Origin of the sequence: Paenibacillus castaneae (assembly GCF_002884445.1) — a bacterium.
Taxonomy (GTDB): domain Bacteria; phylum Bacillota; class Bacilli; order Paenibacillales; family Paenibacillaceae; genus Pristimantibacillus; species Pristimantibacillus castaneae.
The window spans coordinates 72,772-94,748 of sequence record NZ_KZ614144.1; the positions used below are offsets into that span (position 1 = coordinate 72,772).

The 21,977-nt window shown below is 40.5% G+C and carries 20 protein-coding genes, 2 tRNA genes and 1 rRNA gene; 18 read left to right on the forward strand and 5 right to left on the reverse strand.

Annotation, left to right across the window (positions count from 1 at the left end; all coding sequences use genetic code 11):
• Positions 1 to 633: 633 nt before the first annotated feature.
• The 12 genes from rrf to CEF13_RS00400 all read left to right on the forward strand — a co-directional run bounded on the left by rrf (position 634) and on the right by CEF13_RS00400 (position 10,364).
• Positions 634 to 750 (forward strand): 5S ribosomal RNA (gene rrf / locus CEF13_RS00350).
• A gap of 100 nt (positions 751 to 850) precedes the next feature.
• Positions 851 to 2,044 (forward strand): GNAT family N-acetyltransferase, encoded by a 1,194-nt coding sequence (locus CEF13_RS00355; RefSeq protein WP_244917026.1) that lies wholly within the window; start codon positions 851 to 853, stop codon positions 2,042 to 2,044.
• Between the two features lie 144 nt (positions 2,045 to 2,188).
• Positions 2,189 to 3,646 carry an IMP dehydrogenase gene (gene guaB / locus CEF13_RS00360; RefSeq protein ID WP_102708907.1) on the forward strand — a complete coding sequence of 486 codons (1,458 nt, stop codon included), beginning with the start codon at positions 2,189 to 2,191 and terminating at the stop codon, positions 3,644 to 3,646.
• Positions 3,647 to 3,842: 196 nt separating this feature from the next.
• Positions 3,843 to 5,132 carry a D-alanyl-D-alanine carboxypeptidase family protein gene (locus tag CEF13_RS00365; protein ID WP_102716125.1) on the forward strand — a complete coding sequence of 430 codons (1,290 nt, stop codon included), beginning with the start codon at positions 3,843 to 3,845 and terminating at the stop codon, positions 5,130 to 5,132.
• A gap of 128 nt (positions 5,133 to 5,260) precedes the next feature.
• Entirely contained in the window at positions 5,261 to 6,142 is an 882-nt protein-coding gene (gene pdxS / locus CEF13_RS00370; RefSeq protein ID WP_102708908.1) for a pyridoxal 5'-phosphate synthase lyase subunit PdxS, read from the forward strand.
• 77 nt (positions 6,143 to 6,219) lie between these two features.
• Positions 6,220 to 6,804, forward strand: coding sequence for a pyridoxal 5'-phosphate synthase glutaminase subunit PdxT (gene pdxT / locus CEF13_RS00375; protein ID WP_102708909.1), 585 nt, complete (start codon positions 6,220 to 6,222; stop codon positions 6,802 to 6,804).
• A 60-nt stretch (positions 6,805 to 6,864) separates the two neighbouring features.
• Complete coding sequence (gene serS, locus CEF13_RS00380) at positions 6,865 to 8,148, forward strand: serine--tRNA ligase (RefSeq protein WP_102708910.1); 1,284 nt, start codon at positions 6,865 to 6,867, stop codon at positions 8,146 to 8,148.
• A 79-nt stretch (positions 8,149 to 8,227) separates the two neighbouring features.
• Positions 8,228 to 8,316, forward strand: a tRNA-Ser gene (locus CEF13_RS00385).
• Positions 8,317 to 8,438: 122 nt separating this feature from the next.
• On the forward strand, positions 8,439 to 8,786 hold the full coding sequence (locus CEF13_RS00390) for a hypothetical protein (protein ID WP_102708911.1): 348 nt from the start codon (positions 8,439 to 8,441) through the stop codon (positions 8,784 to 8,786).
• Between the two features lie 15 nt (positions 8,787 to 8,801).
• On the forward strand, positions 8,802 to 8,978 hold the full coding sequence (locus CEF13_RS28645) for a hypothetical protein (protein WP_166742958.1): 177 nt from the start codon (positions 8,802 to 8,804) through the stop codon (positions 8,976 to 8,978).
• 30 nt (positions 8,979 to 9,008) lie between these two features.
• On the forward strand, positions 9,009 to 9,161 hold the full coding sequence (locus CEF13_RS00395; RefSeq protein WP_102708912.1) for a small acid-soluble spore protein P: 153 nt from the start codon (positions 9,009 to 9,011) through the stop codon (positions 9,159 to 9,161).
• A gap of 147 nt (positions 9,162 to 9,308) precedes the next feature.
• Positions 9,309 to 10,364 (forward strand): hypothetical protein, encoded by a 1,056-nt coding sequence (locus CEF13_RS00400; RefSeq protein WP_102708913.1) that lies wholly within the window; start codon positions 9,309 to 9,311, stop codon positions 10,362 to 10,364.
• A gap of 55 nt (positions 10,365 to 10,419) precedes the next feature.
• Here CEF13_RS00400 and CEF13_RS00405 read toward each other — a convergent pair whose 3' ends face one another.
• Both CEF13_RS00405 and CEF13_RS00410 read right to left on the reverse strand, forming a co-directional pair.
• Positions 10,420 to 10,779, reverse strand: coding sequence for a DUF4870 domain-containing protein (locus tag CEF13_RS00405; protein ID WP_244917027.1), 360 nt, complete (start codon positions 10,777 to 10,779; stop codon positions 10,420 to 10,422).
• A gap of 207 nt (positions 10,780 to 10,986) precedes the next feature.
• Positions 10,987 to 11,373 carry a YhjD family protein gene (locus CEF13_RS00410; RefSeq protein ID WP_481850194.1) on the reverse strand — a complete coding sequence of 129 codons (387 nt, stop codon included), beginning with the start codon at positions 11,371 to 11,373 and terminating at the stop codon, positions 10,987 to 10,989.
• A gap of 630 nt (positions 11,374 to 12,003) precedes the next feature.
• Between CEF13_RS00410 and CEF13_RS00415 the strand changes: the two genes are divergently transcribed.
• The 6 genes from CEF13_RS00415 (at position 12,004) to CEF13_RS00440 (ending at position 17,862) form a co-directional block, all read left to right on the forward strand.
• Positions 12,004 to 12,078 (forward strand) — tRNA-Arg (locus CEF13_RS00415).
• Between the two features lie 312 nt (positions 12,079 to 12,390).
• Positions 12,391 to 13,095 carry a hypothetical protein gene (locus CEF13_RS00420; RefSeq protein ID WP_102708915.1) on the forward strand — a complete coding sequence of 235 codons (705 nt, stop codon included), beginning with the start codon at positions 12,391 to 12,393 and terminating at the stop codon, positions 13,093 to 13,095.
• A 597-nt stretch (positions 13,096 to 13,692) separates the two neighbouring features.
• Positions 13,693 to 15,483 carry an ATP-dependent nuclease gene (locus CEF13_RS00425; RefSeq protein ID WP_102708916.1) on the forward strand — a complete coding sequence of 597 codons (1,791 nt, stop codon included), beginning with the start codon at positions 13,693 to 13,695 and terminating at the stop codon, positions 15,481 to 15,483.
• Positions 15,484 to 15,564: 81 nt separating this feature from the next.
• Complete coding sequence (locus CEF13_RS00430) at positions 15,565 to 16,623, forward strand: hypothetical protein (RefSeq protein WP_102708917.1); 1,059 nt, start codon at positions 15,565 to 15,567, stop codon at positions 16,621 to 16,623.
• Positions 16,624 to 16,953: 330 nt separating this feature from the next.
• The gene (locus CEF13_RS00435; RefSeq protein ID WP_102708918.1) at positions 16,954 to 17,502 is read left to right on the forward strand and encodes a hypothetical protein; all 549 of its coding nucleotides are present in this window, start codon (positions 16,954 to 16,956) and stop codon (positions 17,500 to 17,502) included.
• Between the two features lie 144 nt (positions 17,503 to 17,646).
• Positions 17,647 to 17,862 (forward strand): hypothetical protein, encoded by a 216-nt coding sequence (locus CEF13_RS00440; RefSeq protein WP_102708919.1) that lies wholly within the window; start codon positions 17,647 to 17,649, stop codon positions 17,860 to 17,862.
• 524 nt (positions 17,863 to 18,386) lie between these two features.
• Here the strand turns inward: CEF13_RS00440 and CEF13_RS00445 are convergent.
• The 3 genes from CEF13_RS00445 to CEF13_RS00455 are packed head-to-tail and all read right to left on the reverse strand — an operon-like array spanning position 18,387 to position 21,842.
• The gene (locus CEF13_RS00445; protein WP_102708920.1) at positions 18,387 to 19,979 is read right to left on the reverse strand and encodes an ECF transporter S component; all 1,593 of its coding nucleotides are present in this window, start codon (positions 19,977 to 19,979) and stop codon (positions 18,387 to 18,389) included.
• Positions 19,980 to 19,990: 11 nt separating this feature from the next.
• Entirely contained in the window at positions 19,991 to 20,860 is an 870-nt protein-coding gene (locus tag CEF13_RS00450) for a DNA polymerase III subunit gamma/tau (protein WP_102708921.1), read from the reverse strand.
• A gap of 28 nt (positions 20,861 to 20,888) precedes the next feature.
• On the reverse strand, positions 20,889 to 21,842 hold the full coding sequence (locus CEF13_RS00455; protein ID WP_102708922.1) for a helix-turn-helix transcriptional regulator: 954 nt from the start codon (positions 21,840 to 21,842) through the stop codon (positions 20,889 to 20,891).
• Between the last annotated feature and the right edge of the window lie 135 nt (positions 21,843 to 21,977).

Genomic DNA, 21,977 nt, shown 5'->3' on the forward strand with positions numbered 1-21,977 from the left:
CATCGCTCAACGGATAAAAGCTACCCTGGGGATAACAGGCTTATCTCCCCCAAGAGTCCACATCGACGGGGAGGTTTGGCACCTCGATGTCGGCTCATCGCATCCTGGGGCTGAAGTAGGTCCCAAGGGTTGGGCTGTTCGCCCATTAAAGCGGTACGCGAGCTGGGTTCAGAACGTCGTGAGACAGTTCGGTCCCTATCTGTCGCGGGCGCAGGAAATTTGAGAGGAGCTGTCCTTAGTACGAGAGGACCGGGATGGACGTACCGCTGGTGTACCAGTTGTTCCGCCAGGAGCACCGCTGGGTAGCCAAGTACGGACGGGATAAGCGCTGAAAGCATCTAAGCGTGAAGCCCCCCTCAAGATGAGATTTCCCAGTATGTAAGACCCCTTGAAGACGACGAGGTTGATAGGTTCGGGGTGGAAGCACAGCAATGTGTGGAGCTGACGAATACTAATCGGTCGAGGGCTTATCCTAAAACAGTTTGCATGGACCCATACATCCAGCAGACAACAGCAATAAGGTTTCAGCAAACCTACCTTTCGTATCCAGTTTTCAGGGCGTAAGCCTTGCGCACCCTTTGATTTGGTCATCTGAATGTATTCAGACTGGCTAATCTTCATCGAGCAACACCGTTTGGTGGCGATGGCGGAGGGGAACCACGCGTTCCCATACCGAACACGACCGTTAAGCCCTCCAGCGCCGATGGTACTTAGACCGCAGGGTCTTGGGAGAGTAGGACGTCGCCAAGCACGAGAGACCTATCGCATGTTATGCGATAGGTTTTTTTGTTGTTTTTGCTCTTATATACGGTATGATAAATGAATAAGATAATGAGGAGGCGATTTGAAGGTGGAAAATACAATAGAAATTATAAAAATGGGTGCGGAGCATTATGATGAAAGCATGGCCTTGTCTCAGTTTGCTTTTCAATATAAGAAAACAGAAGAAGAGCTTGAGCAAGGCAAGGAACAATTCTTAAGTTTACCTGCTGATCGATGGGCCGTTTACGTCGATGGAAAGTATGCTGCGCAAGCTACTGTACTCCAGCTTGAAACCTATATTGGCGGGCAGCGTTTTGCAATGGGCGGAGTTGCAGCGGTTGCCACATGGCCGGAATACAGACGTCAGGGATTAGTTGCCAAGTTGCTCGTTCATTCATTGAAGGAAATGAAGGCTAATGGTCAGACCCTTTCCTTCCTTCATCCTTTTGCCTTCGGATTTTATCGTAAATTTGGTTGGGAAACCTATACAGATAACAAGATATATACAATTAAATCTGATTTCCTCCCAGCTCGAGTGCCATATAAGGGACGAATCGAACGATATAGCAACAATTATGAGCTGCTCTATCACATTTATGAAGCCTATGCGGCCCAATTTAATGGCTCGCTGGTCAGATCAGAGCTGTGGTGGAAATATTACATAAGCAAACGAAAACCGGGACAGATTTCTGTTTATTTTGATCAAAACAACCAAGCATTGGGTTATATCATTTACGAAGTCAAAAATTCCCAACTATTCGTTCATGAGTTTGTTTCATTGAGTGAAGAATCGAGAAAGGCTTTGTGGTCTTTTATCTCCCAGCATGATTCCATGATCAATGAAGTTAAGATTACAGTACCTTCCAATGATAATCTCGCTTATTTGCTTCCAAATCCTAGAATTCACCAGGAAATTACCCCCTATTTTATGGCGCGGATTGTGGATGCGGAAGCATTTATAGAAAAATATACATTTGATAACCAAATGGAAGAAGACAAACTCTATATAGACCTGACAGATAGCTGCGCTCCGTGGAATACAGGATATTATCTTCTTCACATAGAGCCATCAGGTCGAGCAAGACTTCACCGCTTAGAAAAAAATGAAGGCAAAGAAATGACTATAAAAATGGATATTGGAACATTAACTGCGGTGCTGCTTGGGTATCTTCGTCCGCTTCAGTTGGCGCAAATGGAACGAATTGAGGGTCAATCGACAGCCATTAAACGCTTACATTCACGTATTCCCGAACGAACAACATATTTACCTGACTTTTTCTAATGTTTTGAGAAATTTAGGTCTATAAAAAAGATGGAAAACCGATACAATCATGCGTTGGCCTAGCCTTGACAGCCTATACCCCCTCTGCTAATATTGCTAATAATAAAAGTGAGTCGTACTAAAAATATGGGGAGGAATTTACTCGTGTGGGAAACGAAATTCGCCAAAGAAGGGCTAACGTTTGATGACGTCCTGCTTATTCCGCGGAAATCAGAAGTGCTACCAAGAGAAGTTGACATCTCGATTCGATTGAGCGAGAGCATTAAGCTAAACATTCCGCTCATAAGCGCAGGCATGGACACCGTTACAGAGGCTGCTTTGGCGATTGCAATAGCGCGTGAGGGCGGTATCGGCATTATTCACAAGAATATGTCAATTGCACAGCAAGCGGAGGAAGTAGACCGTGTTAAACGATCGGAGAGCGGTGTAATTACCAATCCGTTTTCGCTAACGCCTGATCACCATGTTTACGACGCAGAAGAATTAATGGGTAAATATCGCATATCAGGTGTACCGATTGTTGACCAAGATAAGAAACTAGTCGGTATTTTGACAAACCGTGATTTGCGCTTCGTACATGATTACTCAATCAAAATAAATGAAGTTATGACTCGCGATAATCTAGTAACCGCACCGGTAGGAACAACGCTTCAAGAAGCGGAAGGACTCCTGCAGAAGCACAAGATCGAGAAGCTTCCATTGATCGATGAATCGAACACGCTTAAAGGCTTAATCACCATCAAAGATATTGAGAAGGCGATTCAGTTCCCTAATGCAGCAAAGGATAAGCAAGGAAGATTGCTTTGCGGAGGTGCTATAGGCATTTCGAAGGATACAATGGATCGGGCAGAAGCACTTGTTCAATCCGGTGTTGACGTACTTGTGGTCGATTCCGCTCATGGCCATCATATTAACATAATTGATGCAGTACGCAAGCTTCGCGATGCATATCCGGACTTGACGATTATCGCAGGTAACGTTGCAACTGGCGACGCTACACGTGATCTGATCGAAGCTGGCGCATCTGTTGTTAAAGTTGGTATTGGTCCGGGGTCAATTTGTACAACTCGTATAATCGCAGGTATCGGCGTACCGCAAATTACAGCAATCTTTGATTGCGCATCCGTAGCTCGTGAATATAATATTCCCATTATTGCGGACGGCGGGATCAAATATTCTGGAGATATTACGAAAGCAATCGCATCCGGCGCAAGTGCCATTATGATCGGAAGCTTGTTTGCAGGGACGGCAGAGAGCCCGGGCGAAACTGAAATCTTCCAAGGACGCAGCTTCAAAGTCTACCGCGGCATGGGCTCGATGGGCGCAATGAAGGAAGGCAGTAAGGATCGTTACTTCCAAGAAAACGAGAGCAAACTAGTTCCAGAAGGTATTGAAGGCCGCGTTCCTTACAAAGGGCCGCTTGCTGATACGGTTCATCAACTACTTGGCGGATTGCGTTCTGGTATGGGTTACTGTGGTACTGCTTCGCTTGAAGAGCTCAAGAATGATACACAATTTGTTAGAATAACAGGCTCAGGCCTTCGTGAGAGCCATCCACATGATGTGCAAATTACGAAAGAAGCGCCTAACTACTCTTTATAAGTATAAATATTTATAACCGTGAAAATGAATCCAGATCGGGAAAGCGAATTAGCGCTTCTCCTAATCTGGATTTTTTCACTAATGAGGGAATACTCATTCTTGTAACTGCGGAAAGAGGTTTAATTGTTATGTCCTGATATGTTACAATTAACAACGGACAAATCAAGTGGGAAAAGGGGAGACGACGTTGAAGGTAATGGTAAGACCGGTAAGGTTAAAAGTATTAATCGCTGCGAGTATGGCGGTATTGTTGATGATGATGACGCTTGGTTCTACTGCAGCGTTAGCTATGGGTTATGATGGCAGGCCAAGTACTGAGAACGAATTAGGATTACAAGTGAAAGCAGCTATTTTAATTGATGCAGCATCCGGTCAAGTATTATATGAGGTAAATTCCGATACACCGCTCCCTGCGGCAAGCATGACCAAATTAATGACGGAATATATCGTTCTTGAGGAAATCTCAAACGGGCGGTTATCATGGGATGAGGTTGTTACGACTAGCGCGGAAGCAGCATCTACACCACCTGACGGCTCATCGGTATTTCTAGCTCAGGGCGATCAACATACAGTTAAAGAGTTGTACAAGGCTATGGCTGTAGGATCAGCAAATGACGCAACAATTGCACTGGCATCCAAGATATCAGGCAGTGAGCAAAACTTTGTAACGAAAATGAATGAGGTAGCAGCTCAGCTAGGCTTAAAGACAGCTATCTTCACAAGCGCGACAGGCTTGTCGGAAACAACGGTAATCTCGGCAGGAGAAATGGCAAAGCTCGCACGAGTTATATTGACCGAGCATCCCGAATTTCTGGATTATTCCAAGCTGCAAGATTATAAGTTTCGTGAACGGGACAAGGACCCCATTGTAAATATTAACTGGATGTTAGGCACGAATACGAACAAAACAGGACTTAAGCATTTGGCCTATGAAGGCGTTGACGGGATGAAGACCGGATTTATTGACGCTGCTGGCTATAACTTCACAGGAACGGTTATGCGTAACGATCAGCGGTTTATTAGCGTTGTAATGGATACCGCAACAAAATCCGCTCGTTTCAACGAAACGGCTAAGTTGTATGACTACGGCTTCAGTACTTTTGAGAAGAAAACGGTGCTGGCGCCAAAATCCGTGGTAGAAACGATTGAAACGGTTAAGATTAAGAAGGGCAAGAAAAAAACAGTACCGGTTGTTACAGACAAGGACATTACGTTCATGGTTAAGAAGGGCGTAGAACCGAAGATTGAGCTTGTCAAAAGCGACGTGAAGAAAGAAGCCGATCTTGTAGCACCAATTCCAGCAGGTACGGTTGTTGGAACCGTTACTTATAAATATACCGATGCAGATTCAAAGCAAGAACTGGAGCATACGGTAAACTTAATCACGACAGAAGAAGCTGACAAAGCAGGCTGGTTCCGCTTGATGTTCCGTGGTATTGGCGGTTTTTTCACCGGATTATTTAATGGAATCGTCAATTTGTTCTAATCCGAGCAGAAAACAAGGGAATAAAGCAAAACAAGGGTTGTCGATTAAACAGGCTTCCTGTAAAATCAATGGTTAGAGCAACTGCGGTAATAGACATTTTAATGGATGATAATAGGAGGTTTCGTAGGATGGAAACAGGAACATCACGCGTAAAACGCGGCATGGCAGAAATGCAAAAAGGCGGCGTCATTATGGACGTTATGAGCGCCGAGCAAGCGAAAGTAGCAGAAGCAGCAGGGGCAACAGCGGTAATGGCTCTTGAACGTGTCCCTTCCGAAATTCGTGCAGCAGGCGGAGTAGCTCGTATGGCTGATCCGACAATTGTAGAAGAAGTAATGAAAGTCGTTTCGATTCCTGTTATGGCTAAGGCTCGTATCGGGCATTATGTAGAAGCTAAAGTGCTCGAATCCATGGGCGTTGACTATATCGATGAGAGTGAAGTGCTTACGCCAGCAGATGAAGTGTTCCACATCAGCAAGCATGAGTTTACCATTCCATTCGTATGCGGAGCGAAAGATCTTGGAGAAGCTTTGCGCCGTATTCAAGAAGGAGCAGCAATGCTTCGTACGAAGGGTGAGCCAGGAACAGGAAATATCGTAGAGGCTGTTCGTCACCTTCGCTTGATTAATGGTCAAATTCGTAAAATTCAAGGCTTGTCGAAGGACGAGCTTTATCATGAAGCAAAGCTTCTTGGCGTAGCTTATGACTTGCTTCTTAACGTACATGAGACTGGCAAGCTTCCAGTAGTTAACTTTGCAGCAGGCGGAGTAGCTACACCATCCGATGCAGCTTTGATGATGCATCTGGGAGCAGACGGCGTATTCGTTGGTTCTGGTATTTTCACATCGGAAAACCCAGAGAAATTCGCTCGTGCAATCGTTGAAGCAACGACTCATTATCAAGATTACAAGCTAATTGCTGAAGTATCGAAAAACTTGGGAGCACCGATGAAAGGTATCGAAATTTCCAAGCTGGACGCTGCACAGCGTATGCAAGATCGCGGAATCTAATAGATGTCATATAGGGGTGCCGGCTCAGCGCGACAAGCGCCGCCGGCTCTTGCTTGTAGAGGAAGGCGTGTAGAGCGATGAAAATAGGCGTATTAGCGCTGCAAGGCGCTGTAGCGGAGCATATAAGAAGCCTAGAGGCAGCAGGCGCAGAAACAGTCGCTGTTAAACGGGTAGAGCAGCTTGATGAGCTTCAAGGGCTTGTCATTCCGGGCGGAGAAAGCACGACAATTGGCAGGCTGATGCGTAAATACGGTTTTATGGAAGCTATTGCTGAATTCTCTGCACAAGGGAAACCGTTGTTTGGAACTTGCGCAGGTCTAATTGTGCTTGCAGATGAGATTGAAGGACAAGAAGAAGCACACTTGCGTCTCATGGACATGACCGTGGCTAGAAATGCATTTGGCCGCCAACAAGAAAGCTTTGAAACGGATCTGGATGTGAAAGGCATTGACGAGCCTGTACGTGCCGTATTCATTCGGGCACCGTTAATAAAAAAAGTTGGAGCTGACGTTGATGTATTATCAACGTATAAGGATGAGATTGTTACTGCAAGGCAGGGTCATCTGCTGGCGGTATCTTATCATCCTGAGCTGACAGATGATTACCGGCTTCATGCTTATTTCGTTGATATGGTGAAAGAAGCAGCAGCGAACAAAGGCTAAATTTTCGTAAACAGAACTAACTAATAAAAATTACTCCCTTCAGAGAGGGGCTCATGGAACGTGCTGGATGTAAAATTGTTAAGAAATGAGTTTGAGAAGGTTGAGCAAGCACTCCTTAACCGGGGAGCTTCACTTGATCTTATTGCCAATTTCCCGGAGCTGGATACAAAGCGCCGCGATTTAATTGGAGAGACGGAGCTCCTTAAGAGCCGCCGAAATACGGTCTCGCAGGAAGTGGCTAAGCTCAAAAGAACGGGCGGCGATGCAGAATCGCTTATCGTTGAGATGAGAGAGGTTGGCGACCGGATCAAGGAGCTTGACGACGAGCTGCGTGAGCTTGAGGTTCAAGTAGTAGAGCTTACACAAGCGATTCCGAATATTCCGAGTGATAGCGTTCCGATCGGCAAGTCAGAGGAAGATAACGTAGAGCTTCGCAGAAACGGTGAATTGCCTAGCTTTAATTTCGAGCCTAAGCCGCATTGGGAAATCGCTCAATCACTTGGAATTTTGGACTTTGAGCGCGCTGCTAAGGTTACTGGTTCACGCTTCACCTTCTATCGTGGGCTGGGAGCACGCCTCGAGCGAGCGCTTATAAGCTTCATGATGGATTTGCATAGCGATAAACATGGATATGAAGAGATACTGCCGCCTTATATCGTCAACCGCGACAGCTTAATCGGCACAGGCCAGCTTCCTAAGTTTGAAGAAGACCTGTTCAAAATTTCAGATTCCGATTACTACTTAATTCCGACTGCAGAGGTTCCAGTAACGAATCTGCACCGAGAAGAAATATTACCAGCTGAGGAGCTGCCGAAATATTTTGTAGCTTACAGCTCTTGCTTCCGCTCTGAGGCGGGTTCGGCAGGCCGTGATACACGAGGCTTGATCCGTCAGCATCAATTCAATAAGGTTGAGCTGATTAAGCTGACCAAACCAGAGGATTCCTATGACGAGCTCGAGAAAATGACGGCTAATGCGGAGAAAGTGCTGCAGCTGCTAGGTCTTCCTTATCGCGTTCTGACGCTTTGTACGGGCGATATGGGCTTCACAGCGGCCAAAACGTATGATCTCGAAGTATGGCTGCCTAGCGCTGATACGTATCGTGAAATTTCATCATGCTCGAACGTGGAGGATTTCCAGGCTCGACGTGCAGGCATCCGGTTCCGCAGAGATACAAAAAGCAAGCCTGAGTTCGTGCATACATTAAATGGGTCTGGTCTGGCGATTGGTCGTACGTTTGCTGCGATTATAGAAAACTATCAGCAAGCGGATGGCTCCGTTACGATTCCTGAGATATTGCGTCCATATATGGGCGGAATTAGTTCCATTCCAGTACGCGAATAATTTTTTTACCACAAGGCCAAAATATAGTTGCATGTTGTTTTGGCCTGTGGTACAATATTTCTTGTGACAATTAAATGATGGAGAGATACCGAAGCGGTCATAACGGGGCAGTCTTGAAAACTGTTAGAGCGCAAGCTCACGTGGGTTCGAGTCCCACTCTCTCCTCCATATTTTCCTTAATGCATACATACAAGTCTGGACGCTTAGCGTCTGGGCTTTTTTTGTATGCTTCCTTATCGTATAAAAAGCGGCCTGCTGTCACATGTTAATGGTGTGGAGGTGCTTTATAAATGGGTAAACAAGATGAGCTGCAAATCGATCAAGAAAGCTTAGCGGATGCTTGGCGTCAGACTCTGCCCCAAACACTCAATACTGCTGATCGATGCAAGGTGCTGCCGGATGAAGCCGATTCGAAGTCGCTGCGCGTAACAATTGAAACAGCGGGTCATCAAATGTATTCGTTCGATTTCAAAATCACTTATGTAGATAGCCGTGAAGTAAAAATTGAGCTTGTGGATGTGGAAAGAGATAAAATTTCAATCGATGAACGAGGTGATATGATTCAGCAGCTCGTTCATGATTATTCAAGACATTTGCATGAATGCGCTCAAGCACTTCAGCAATTGACACATGCGTAGAGGAGTGGTCTTGCTATGACCAAAGCAAAAGGAACGGCTGATAAAAATTTGTCGAATGTCGTAGAGGATCTTGAGATCGAGCCGGTTAATAGCCATCATGCACAGCAGCTGCAGCAGGATAGCAATGATCGCCGCCATCAGGATGCGTTAAACCATGATCAGCCAGCGAATTTGGAGCATCAAAAAAGCTAAATTAATATTTGCTGTAAGGAGGGGTTTAAATTGAGTAAGCCAGATAGTGTCCCAGTACCGGAGGGTAATCCTCAGAATAGTAAGCAGAAGCGTGACCGCGGGGGCGGCCAGCAGGAGCCGTTATCAGGATCGAAAAAAACAAAACAGCGCAATCATGTGAGTCACCATAATACAGAAGGTTGATCGTTGAGGGTCTTTAGTCCTGAATAAACATAGATCAAAAATCCCGTTTCAGCTTGCTGAAGCGGGATTTTTTGGATGTAACTTCTAAATGTCGATTAATTAGTATAGAATGGAGGTGCTTATACAAAGATAGGAGGAACATATTACATGAAGAAAGTACAAAAAATAGCGGTTCTTTTTTTGGCCGTTATTCTAGTCATTATTGCAGGTTGCAGCTCGGCTAAGCCGCCTAAGGAAGCATTGCAATCGGCTATGCTCAAGATTGGACAGGCGAATTCCTATTCCATAAAAATGACATTAGGTTTGAATGAGCTGGAGGTACCGCCTAGTGTTACAGAGCAAAGCAGCGCCGCTCAAACAGCAGCAATGGTCGGATTGCTCAAAGATGCAACGATTACAGTCGACGCTATATATCAGAAGAATCCCATGCGTACAGATATGAATATGGAAATCGTTCTGCCAGGCGACATGGAAATGAAGCTCAAAATACCTATGATTATGACGGAAGATACCCTATATGTTAAGGTGCCTGAGATTCCGATGCTGCCGCTTCCTGGCACGATCACGGGCAAATATATTAAAATTGATCTCAAGGAGCTTGCTGCGCAGCAGGGGAGCGCTGGTATCAATTTAGAAGCACAGCAGAAGCTGGGGAAAGATCTTGGACAGGTACTGCTTAAGCACTTTGACGAGAAAACTTATTTCAGTGACATTAAAGCTGCAGATGCTGGCTTGCCAGCTGACGTGAAGGCAGATCAAGTGATTGTCTTCGAAATTAATGAAGGCAACTATGCGAAAACAGTAGAAACAGTTATGAATAAAGTGCTTCCAGAAATCATTGATGTGCTTCTTAAAAATGAAGATTCATTGAAAGCTATGCAGCTAGGGAAGTCTGATGTAGAGAAATGGAAGACGGACCTTGAAACAAACAAAGCAGAAATGCTCAAAACGCTTCAAAATGATGTGAAGGTCAAGACACTGAAGCTTACAGGCGCTATTTCCGATGGTTACCTTGTCTATCAAGATAGCAAAGTAAACGTTGAAGCAACGGATAAAGACAGCGGTCAGAAGATGAAGTTAGGTCTGGATGTTAATGCGATCTATTCTGATATTAACAAGAAAATGGAATTCCCTGAAATTCCGTCAGATGCGATTACGCTTGATGAAATTATGCAGCAGTTCCAACTTCCTGCTGGACTATAAACAACAAGAAGCAGCCTCTGAATAAGAGGCTGCTTCTTGTTGTTTGCATTCATCTTTATTTCAAGAAACGAATGGTTAGCGGATAACGGTAGCCATTGCCCTCAGACGCCCGAATAGAAGCGATAATGGTGAGTACAATCCAAAATATAAACAGAGCGATACCAGTCACAATACCAATTATAATAAATGCGAGTAGACCGGATATTATGCCGTAAATCGCAATGCTGATTTGAAAATTTAATGATTCTTTACCGTGCATGTCCACAAAGTAAGACTGGTCTTTCTTCATAAGCCAAATAACAAGTGGTCCTATTATGTTGCCAAACGGAATGATAAAGCCGCTGAAAGCGAGCAAATGACATAACATTCCGTATGTTTTCTCCTCTTTGTGAAGACCGAGATTTGGTTGTTCCACGTTTAATTCCCTCCTCCTTCCTATTAGCAAATCAATTCCACTACCATATGTACGTTAATATAGCCCATAGATATGCATAAATATATTAGTGATTCCCTTTTTTTTGAAAACGATCTCTTTAAAATAGGGGAAGCAGTCAAACAAAAAAGCCTTAAATAACGCGTTAAGGCTTTAACCGCTCAGGCGTTAAGAAGCAATAGAGCACTCTTAGGTCTGGTGGTTGAAAATACGCTTCGTATAGGCTGTTATCCGCGCATTAATCTCCCCAAGTATAAACTCTCGCGAGAAGGTTAGCTGCTCCTCATAGCCACGACAATGATAGCTGTAACAGCGATGGTCTCCGTTGTGAACGATAATATTTTGCCGGAGCAGCAGCCCCTTGGCCTTCGCTAAATCGGCTTCAATCTTGGAGCCGATCACATTCGCGGCTTTGATGAAGACGGAACGTAATGATCTGGCGTTCTTATCCAATAGAAGGCGGTTTTGTTCGATAACAATAAGTGTCAGAGGAAGAAAAATACAATCATGAATAAGTCGCATTTCTTCACTAGTGGGGGAATACGAATTCCATTCATTTACTTCGTATAGGTTCATAGCCACGCGTAAATCACCTCACGCTTATTATAGGGAACATATGTTCTCTGGTCAATCCTTCTTTCTTGAAAAAGAAATTCGGCGCATATCTATAGGTGATTGCTTAAGATGATCCCGTATTTTGGGATAAAAGTTGGTGTAATTAATGTAATTAAAGTATTTCATAAGGTTTATTAAATCAATATGTATAATTTGAAACACGATTTCCATATTTAATGGTAAAGATAGAGCAGCCAAGTCATTTACTTAGCTGCTCCTAATGGGCGTCACTTCAGTCAAAACATAGTCGTATTGATTCATCTGATATTTCTTTTTGCCCTAAGGAAAATTTGTGTTATAATATTAATTACTGTGGCCTCGTAGCTCAGGGGAGAGAGCGACGGTTTCCTAAACTGCAGATCACGCCTTCGATTTCTGTCGCGGTACGCTTCACTAAAGCATCGAGAAACCGTACTGTAACGCGACTTTTTGTAATTTTGAGGATAGGCTTGTGCGAGGCGCTTGTTGACAATCTTGTCCTTCGGCTGTCATTAGGACAACAACGATTGGGTTGGAACCGCTCTGTAGGTTGAAAATGGATACATAACTTTTCAATTTTCATTCAACTATTGTAATAATTTTCACAATTACGGCTCCGTAGCTCAACGGATAGAGCAACCCTCTCCTAAAGGGTAGATGTCAGTTCGATTCTGGCCGGGGCCGCCATATTCCAAACATTTTAGAACCGTACTGTTGTGCGGTTCTTTTTATTTTGTGGGTGTGTTTGCGGGAGCCGCTTGTGGGAGATTGTCCTTTACTGTCCTGCAGAATAACAGGAAAACAGCAGAGCTATAATGGCTCGTTGCAGTATGCGTTAGGAGGCGCTATTTTCTATGCATAAGACAAATGGCATGGTATAGTCAATTTGAAGGTTTTGAAATTTTATCCAGTGATATTTACAAAGTTCTTAGATAAGACGTTATGCGAAAGAATCAAAATGACTTTAAAACTATATATTAAAAGAGTGATAATAATTATATGCATAGAATAATCAGAGATCTAGAACCTGAATCATACCCTATGATAAAAAGAATACATGAAAAAATACTGGATAGTGAAGAATTATATAATGATGTAGAGTTATTAGGAAATTGGTTAGTTACTTGGACGGGTGTTTTTTTGCATAGTGCATATCACAGTTTCAAGGATATAAAACGGTATAATTCAATACTTTTTTGTTTATTACAAAGCCAGTCCTATCAATTAGAATGGACTATATTTTCTATATTTTCAGGACAATATGACGTAGCTATGAGGGAATTAAGAACTACACTTGAAAATGCATTTTATCATTTTAAGTATGACAATCAAATTGAATTTCATAATATGACGGTAGAAGAAAAATTTAATACAATGATTGATGATGCAAATAAAGATTTAAGAAGTAGCTATGGGAAACAAGTTTTTCAAAACAGTGGATATCAAGATTGGGAGTCAGTGTACAATAATGTTTTTAAAAAATTATGTGAATATGTACATACCAGTATAGGACGAAATAACGCACTACAAATCGACAATGAAGGGTACAATTCATTGTTAGATCCTACATATGATATTTATAGAATACGGGAATGTATAAAGATGTTTAAAACAGTGGTTAAGTTAGAGGTGAGACTTATGGAAATTATATTAGAAGATGTTTACAAAGTGAGTGATACACAATATGTCCAATTGTTTGATTAAAATCACTTACATATAAACCGAAAGTTTACCAAAATGATATTTATTTTGGTGTGTGAAAGTTTCATTTATTCCATCGGCTACAGAATTTTCATGTATTAAACATTCGTCCTCCGTTGAAAGAAACTCAATTAAGATGAGTATACATCAATACAGAATCCCCCTACTGAAAAAAGCGAGAGTATGAAGCAGGTGGAATTCCATATTGATTTGAATATTATAATCCTTGAAAAGTTCATTGACGAAGTCACAGCAAAGAAGCATATGCGATGATTGATGCAGCATTTCGAAGATGTCGATTCCATCGCCTAACATAAGATTCACGCAGAGGCTACGCCTTGGTCAGCAGAAGGGATTCAGTATGCTATTACTGTCTGACAACTTGCTATGCAAGTTCGTGAGTCAAGCAACGTTTGACGAAATTATCCTTTGAAAATATAACGACTCTTCGCTATACTGCGTGGCTAAAGTAACCTTTGATAGACTGATAGAGCGATTTAACATGTTTAGATTAGCGTTTACAGCCTCTCCATATAAAATCGAAATCAACCTACCCATTTCGAGTAGCGAAGAGGCAATATAACTAAGGAGTAGAACTATATGAGCTATATCCGCATAGAAGGTATAAAAATCGAGAATTACAGATCTTTTGGAGACACAGTTACAGTTAATTTTCCTAAAGAAGATTATAAAAAGCCTGTAGCGATAGTAGGCTACAACAATGCAGGCAAAACTAATTTTTTGAATTCAATTTTATATGGAATAACAGAAAGGTATGTCACTAAAGATAGTTTTACAGTTAATGATTTTCATAACCGAAACTATGACAATATACCTGTGATAATAACCAAAATGAGTAGTAGTAATGAACTTAAAGTGGATGGAAAAAGGGCAGATCTTTCGGGATATCATTTTTTAGACATTGAACTTGATGGAAATGAAATAGAGAGCGCTAAGATTAATTCTTACGAGGATTGGAAAAAAACAAGACAAATTTACACCTCATATGGCGCATCTAAATATTTCAAAATATTCTACATAAACTTTCACGAAATTAAAAAAGAAATATCAACCAAAAAGACAAGTTGGGGAAATCTTTCTTCATTTCTGGCGAAACATATCAAAAGTATAGTTAATAGAGACGATAATATGACGGGGAAAAAAGATATCTTTAAAGAAGAGGTAAAAGCCTCAACTGATAAGGTAATGGCTGACTCCAGTTTAAATGAATTTTTAAAAAGAATACAAATTAATTATTCGACTAATCTGAGACAAAATCAGTGTCATATTGAATTTGGGTTGCCTGAATACGAGGATATATTTTTAGAGATGATGTTCAAAATTGGTCTTAATGGTGACATGGAAAACCTTGTACCGATCAGCCATTTTGGAGATGGTTACATTTCTATGTTTGTTATGGCTGTAATTCAAGCAATTGCAGAGAGCAATGAGACTGATAAGTGTCTTTTCTTATTTGAAGAGCCTGAGAGTTTTTTACATGAGAATCATCAAGAATATTTTTACAAAACTGTTCTTTGTGGATTGGCTGAGAAAGGACACCAAGTTATTTATACTACTCATTCTGACAAAATGTTAGATGTTTTTGATACAAGAGGACTGATTCGTTTTGAATTTGATGAAGATAATAAACAAACAGTACTTAAATACAACAAACCAAGTGATGAGTTTCTTGAAATCGAAGAGAATGAAGAAATTTTTGATGAATTGCTTTCTGAAATTGAAGATTATAACAATTACATTAAATTAATCGAACCGAATTTAAATAAAATTATATTCAGTAAAAAAGTTCTACTTGTAGAAGGTCCGAATGATCTGATGACCTATAAAGAAATAATTAGAAGAAAAGTATTGGAACTCACTGGCGATAACAAATATTCAGAAACCTATTTAAATTTCAATAACATTGCTATAGTTCCACATCATGGGAAAATAACTGCTTTAATTTTAATTAGGTTATGCAAACATTTTGGGATAGATTATTTTGCTATAAACGATTTTGACTTCGAAGAAGATTTTGTGGCAAAGCTCTCTTTTGAAACAATTGAAGAACTAAAAGAAAGTGATATCTATAATGCTGAACTAAAAAATATCACGATTTTCAATTCAAAAGGTGAGCCATTAAGTGAAAGAACTAAAAAGGGAATGATAACTACAAATTGGAACTTACTTAAAGAAGCCTCTTTTGAGAAGATACATTTTAATATCCCTAAGCTAGAGTCTGTCTTAGGTTATGCCTCAAACGATAAAAATAGCGCGAAGATCTGGAGAAAAATCAAAGAAACCTCTGAATTTGGGGAGTCTATTTTCCCTAAAAATCTCAAACAATTCCTTGAATTAAATAATATCCAAGACAAAGATAACTTCGTTTAACAAAATATTCACGCATCGGGCATAGTCGATTTTCTATAAGTTTTTAATGAGAACTAGCAGACACACGAAGGGATTGGGTTTATGGTGCAAAAATGTAATTTCATCGAAACCGGAACATGTGTAAAGAAGAAATGCGAAGTAAATTTGTTTTTAAATGAATTTGTAAAAAAAAGATACGATGTCAGTTTAAAAGATATAGGATTTGAGTGCTTAGATATTTCAGGTTCAGACGGAAAACGGCCCGAAATTTCTTTCGTTCACAAAGGACAAAAAATTGTTATTGAAGCAAAGACACTGCATTATGAGGAAATCAATATACTGAATTCATTTACTAATAAAATTGGTGAACTACTAATTGACTTTTGTAAAGAAAACAAAACCAATGGTAAACTTATCAAAAGAACTTCAGAAATAATGGGTGTCAATTTGGCTTTCGACGAAACGATACTAAGTTTAGCACCCATATTAAATAATAAAAGTAATATATCAGAACAAAAAGATTTAATCTATAGAATTATTAATAGTACGTATAACAAACTAAAATCCATGAAAAAAAGAGGTGAATGGGTTGGCAGTATATGTTTGGATATCTCAAAATATAAAAAACTCCGTATGAAAGACTTGAAAACTGTAAAGAAAAATTTATACGAAAGAGCTGCGATTAGTGGATTTGAGAATACTGATCCAGATTGGTTAAAGCATTCATTTAGGACCGAGGAATATATTCGAAATGATATCAAGAAGTTAAATATTTTAATTAATTTTGTTGATGAAAGTAGTGAAATAACATTTTCGAGTGCTGCTCTTGATTCAACATTTATTGCCTCTATAAATCATATTGAAAAATTGATTAAGTCAGCCGAAGAAAAATTTAATAGTTATAATAACGAATACAAAAAGGTTCTCTTCTTCAACAATGATTTTATTAGGTTGAAGTCTGAAATTAACGATGGGTATGAGGAAATTATTCAGGAGATAAATAGCAAGATAATTAATAGTGTTATAGATGAAGTTTGGATTGAATTCATAGACGCGATTATTGAGCATGATCATTTCGATTATATTGAAACATCCTCAGAAGGAAGAAAAGGATATGAAATGATATATCCAGTTGATACAGACATAAAGAGATATTTATAATCATAAACAAAGGAAGAGTATTTATGTTCCAGAATACGAAAGCTATTTCGAAAGAGTCAGCAACATCGGTAACATTATATTCACGAATCGGTGTACATCCCAATAACATAATATTCACGCATCGGGCCATTCGCCCTCGGTCCGGCCGGAGTAAGAGGTTGATTCGGAGATGAATTTCAGTGTTCGGGGAAGCAGTAGCAGCCGGACACATCCGCACCGACTAAGCGCATCGCGCCCGGCGACATTCGTCGCCTTAAGTCGGTGGGACGTCGTGATCACAAGAACGTTATCTGCATTTATTGAAACCCCATAGGGATGTGAAAGTGAAAAATGGAATCTTCAATACTTAAAATGATTGAAGAAGTGATTAACTCCCATCCTAAACTGATGCACATTGTTTTGAAACAAAAAGCCAAGTTTGAGGGATGGTTGAAGTTTGAACTAGCTCAAGAATTAATAAAGCACAATGTTCAAGATCTGAGTGTTGAGTATATGTATGCTCAAGGGAAAAGTGCGGACATATCCTTTATTCACAATAATCAGAGATATTTACTTGAGCTTAAAACCCCAAATTCAAATTGGGTAGTACCGGGTATTGACTCAAAGATCAAAACAATAACAAAGAACATCGACTCAATTATTGATGATGGATATAAACTTCAAGGGACAAACGATATTGGCATACTGGTTTTTGTCTTTTTTCCATTTCCTTCAGGAGACAAGCGTTGGAATCAATATCTGGAACGAATCAGCAATTTATTAAACTTGGAATTTAAAGAAGATAAAAATTACAGAATTATTAATTTTGAATATCAAGCAATTAATTGTCAATTGCTTTTGAGTGCAATAAAAGTTAATTCTGTTCTCTGGTATACCTAAAAGTTTCAACTAATCCAACTGATTTATAGTAAAGAACTAAGCCAGGATTTCCCCTTTTTCTAGGACACTCTTAGAAGATTGCTATAGATTGTCGCCAACCTGATTTTCGTGTGACGGCGGAACCGGATCAAGGAGGTGAAACGTATGACGAAGTATTCGGATGAAGAAATCAGAAATATGCCCAAAATCACGATTAAAATTGCTGCGGATTATCTGGGCATATCTCCAAACATGCTAACACTTGGTATGCGCAACGACTTGTTGCCCATCGGTTTTGCGGTCCGCAACGAAGAACGGTACAGAGAAAATACACCGTACTGGGCTTCCCACTCGGTGTTACCAGTGCATATCCTTTATTGATTAAATATGTTCTAAATTGTTCCTTCATTCGGCATGCTCCCCGTATTTGACCTAATAATATGATAATGCGTTGCTCATGTGTACGATAAATTACTTATTCATTTCGATGGGTTAAGTTTGTATGGGCATTATTTGCATTTAGTGTATCATGACCTTGACCTTAGGATAACACGCACAACGTTTTAATACGTACCAACACGATTGTGAATATTTCGATGAAATAGAGCCATTATTCCGGTTATGAGTGAATGAGTGAATCAAGCCTCCGAAAAAAATGAGCCACTCTTCCGGTGGTGGGATCCACTTGCGCAAGGTGGCTCCCGTCAATCACCTAATGAATCCTTTGCGTTTGCATATGTAATCCGTGCCTTTAATCTTTATTGTATAAGAGGAATGCACAATGCTGTGAACGCCGATGGTAAAATACCCAATATAATCTTTATTTCAAGAGTTGAGCATTCTGGACCATAAAACAGCCGTGTATTCATTTCAAATGAATACACGGCTGACTCAGTACCGTAAACTTAGTTATTGAAAAACCTCAAGACATCATCGGTTGTCTTCAGTATTTTATGTTCCTCTACCTTCATTTTTCTGGCCAGAACAACGCTGTTAACTGCCAGATTCTCGCCAGCAAGCTTCTTGTCGTAGGCATTACTTATCAGAAGATTTAATTCCTCATACTCATCATATATTTTTGCTAAAACCCCTTGATACTGCACATCTAGCGTTGTAATCGCCAAGTAGTATTTTTCGCGAATTTCAGCGGTGGAAACTTTCAAATCGTATGTCAGTTCAGACATAAATACAGACAGTTTTGATACGATTTCTGCGTAGTGGTCAATGGCATATGCCACGGTAACAGACACAATTCCTGTGACAATTCCTCCCAGCACCCCCCCGATTAGATTAGCAAAAGGGGCAAAAGGGGTCGTTTTCAAATATATAACAAACGATTCAGTCAGTATAACGCCTAAAGTAGTAGTTACCGATACAGCGATGACTTTAGACGCCTCTACTAATGCTTCTTTTTTTGAAATCCCTTTCGACGGATTAATTAAAAGCTTCACAGCCTTTATTAAGGCATGAACCCCTTCATTTAATACACGTACTACGTTCTTAGCTGTTGTTGCGAACGTATTAATGAATACAGTCAGGAGATTGCCGATAAAACCGCTAATAAATCCGTCCGCAAAAGATATTAATATGGTCTTTGACTTGGCTAGCATATGTTCCGAAATTTTTTTACAGGCTTCTTTGAAGCCAACAATTTTAGATTCTATAGAATTTAACGTTTTATAACGTTGAAAATATGCCTTCATCTCTATTATTAATGCCTCTTGGAGTTCGTAAATAAATAAACCAATTACCTGCTTTTGCGCCATTGCAAAGCCTTGTGTTACGCCAGTCGAGGTCACATTTTTAATATAATATTTAGTTTCGGCTTTATTAATACTGGAATCGACATACTTACGAGCCTCATCATGCTTCTTTCTTGCTCTTTCATCATCGATCCCGTAATATTCTGCATTTGTAACCGACGAATCTTTTTTGTTATCTTTGTTCATCCATGTGATAAGGTCATGTTCGCCTTTCGACTGATTCAGGCTACCGTCTGCCCATGCTAAATTTTTTTGGTCAACAGCCATTGTCCCTCTTTCTTGATCGGACATGTATAATCTTGCTCTATCGTTGTGCTGAATCTCACTTGCGGAAACAATGTGATCGCGATGTGCTCGACCATCCTTAGGAAGTATTTTACCTGTATAATCGTCTTTGATGACCTCATTTTGTTGAAAGGCCTTCTTTCTGTTTTTCGGGAAATCTTGTTCATACACTTTTTTTCGCATCTCTTGCGAGTAGTTTTTCGTAAACCGCTGCTCTTCTGCTTCATTAGCAAAAACAGCACTTTTCGCATTATGAAGTGTAGTCACATTCCCCCCTCTTTTGTAAATATCGAATATTGGCCCTAGGCCGAATTGCTGAATGATATTCGTCAATACAACTCCCTTGTATTGAATAAGCAATTCACTAATATAATTTTGATCTTTATTTTGATTAATTACGTTCAAATCCGGCCCATACTTTACATCTATAAACTCTGCAAAAGAAGACATTTGCTCCCTCCTTATTCTTGAGCGCCAATCGGCCTATTTAATAATTTACCTGCCGAATGCGTGTTATTAATTAACACCATAAGCGTAGATAGCAATGCCGTATCTTTGGCAATTTGTTTCATATCATGATTGTATGCAGCTGTTTGATCCACTACTTGATAACACATGCTATCCAACTCTTTTTTCGTTCTCACGATTAAAGAATTCGTTTTTTTAATTTCCTCAACTGTAGCTTTTAACATCTGTGTATGGGCCTTGATCTCTGTTGCTTTACTAAATGCTTCCTCCGCAGCCTTTTTATTTTTACTACGCGCAAATAAACCGGCGCCTAAAAGGGCTGTTCCACCAATGGCCCAGCCCACTGGCCCTGCAAGCGCAAGAAAGGCTGAACCAGCTGTCATGCCTCCGCCACCAGCTACAACTGCCCCTCCACCAATCCATGCTAATGCAGCGTTCGTTGCAGCCGCACCACTTAATGCAGAAATTGCTGTACCTGTCGAGGCTGTCCCGAAGGTCATGGCTACAGCCATTGCCGCCGTTGGACCAAATGCAGCTACTCCAGCACCAGCCGCTACACCTGCTGCTCCTAAACCGGTCGACGTTTTTGCCGTTTTATCGAATTCAGCTTTAATTTGGAAGATTGCATTTTCAAACTTTTTAAATTCGATTTTAATTTTTTCAATCTTCACAACAATATCCTCAGGCTTGTTTTTCATGCTGTTCAAATAAGACCACGAATGATTAATTGTAGTTTTCAGATTCTCCTTAGTATTTTGAAGAGATTCGGATCCTATTACTACAGATTTCATAGCTAACTCGTGCATGTGATAAGCGTATTCATATTCGGCAATCGCTTCCTTCTTCAACTTTCCGTTAAACATGTTCATCATCTCCATCTTCATTTTCATTTCATAAATATCTATTAAGCAATACAGCGGATCTTTTTCTCAGTTCTTCTCTAAATTCAATAGGTTCAAGTAATTCAATCTGTTCCCCTTGACTTAAAATCCACATTAAGCAGCCTTTACCGAATACTTCCGCCTTAATAACTGTCTCCTGTTCAGATTGTTCCGTGATTTGGGCAGTTGGAAATCGATCCATAATGGATTCAATTGAAGGACCGCTGTACTTGAATTTCAATGTTAATAATTGTCCGCCATACATAAATTGGACACGTTTCTTCAGTTCCCCGTCTTCATAACGTTGATAGGAAAACTTCCTGCCTATTGATTTTAATGCTGCAATTCTGTCAATTCTGTAGAAAGCGGGAGTTTCATATTCGCTATTCTCAATTTTTGCAATTAAATAAAAATAAAACTCCGAGAATACAATAGCTAGAGGGTATACAGTACGCTCTCTGTCCCCTTTATCCATTTTCTTGTATGTAATCTTGATAATCTCCTTCTTCATAATGAACTGTCCCAAGTCCCAGATCATGCTCAGAAGAGGCTTTCCGTGCGTCACAGGCTGATAATGATATTTTTCGTTCAGAACAAGATCCTTGAATGCATGCTGCTCCGGCTTAGATACAATAGAACATACCGCTTCCAACACCCTGTCCAATTCCGCTTTGTTAAATGCCCTGCTTTCGAGAAGGATTTTTACCAGTGCAAAAACTTCAACAGCTGAAATCATATTACTGCTATTGTTTTCAAGCAAGTAACCTTTTTGTCCATAGTCGTACACAACTGACTCGCCTATACAATAATCTGCGATGTATGCTCTGATTTCATCTAAATCCCTTTGAACGGTTTTCGGGGTCACTCCAAATTCGGTCGCCAATTGTTCTTTTTTCAATACAAAGCCTTTCCTGAGTCTGTCATACAAGGAAAGAACGCGGCTTGCTTTTCTGTCATCCAGCATGATAAGTCCTCGCTACCTTTAATTGTAATAGGTATATTATACCATGACTAAAGACGTGTGATTAGATTAATTCCCTGAACCACTCTCCTAAAGTCCCGATATAAAATATGTAAATAAACAGCCTTACACTCGATT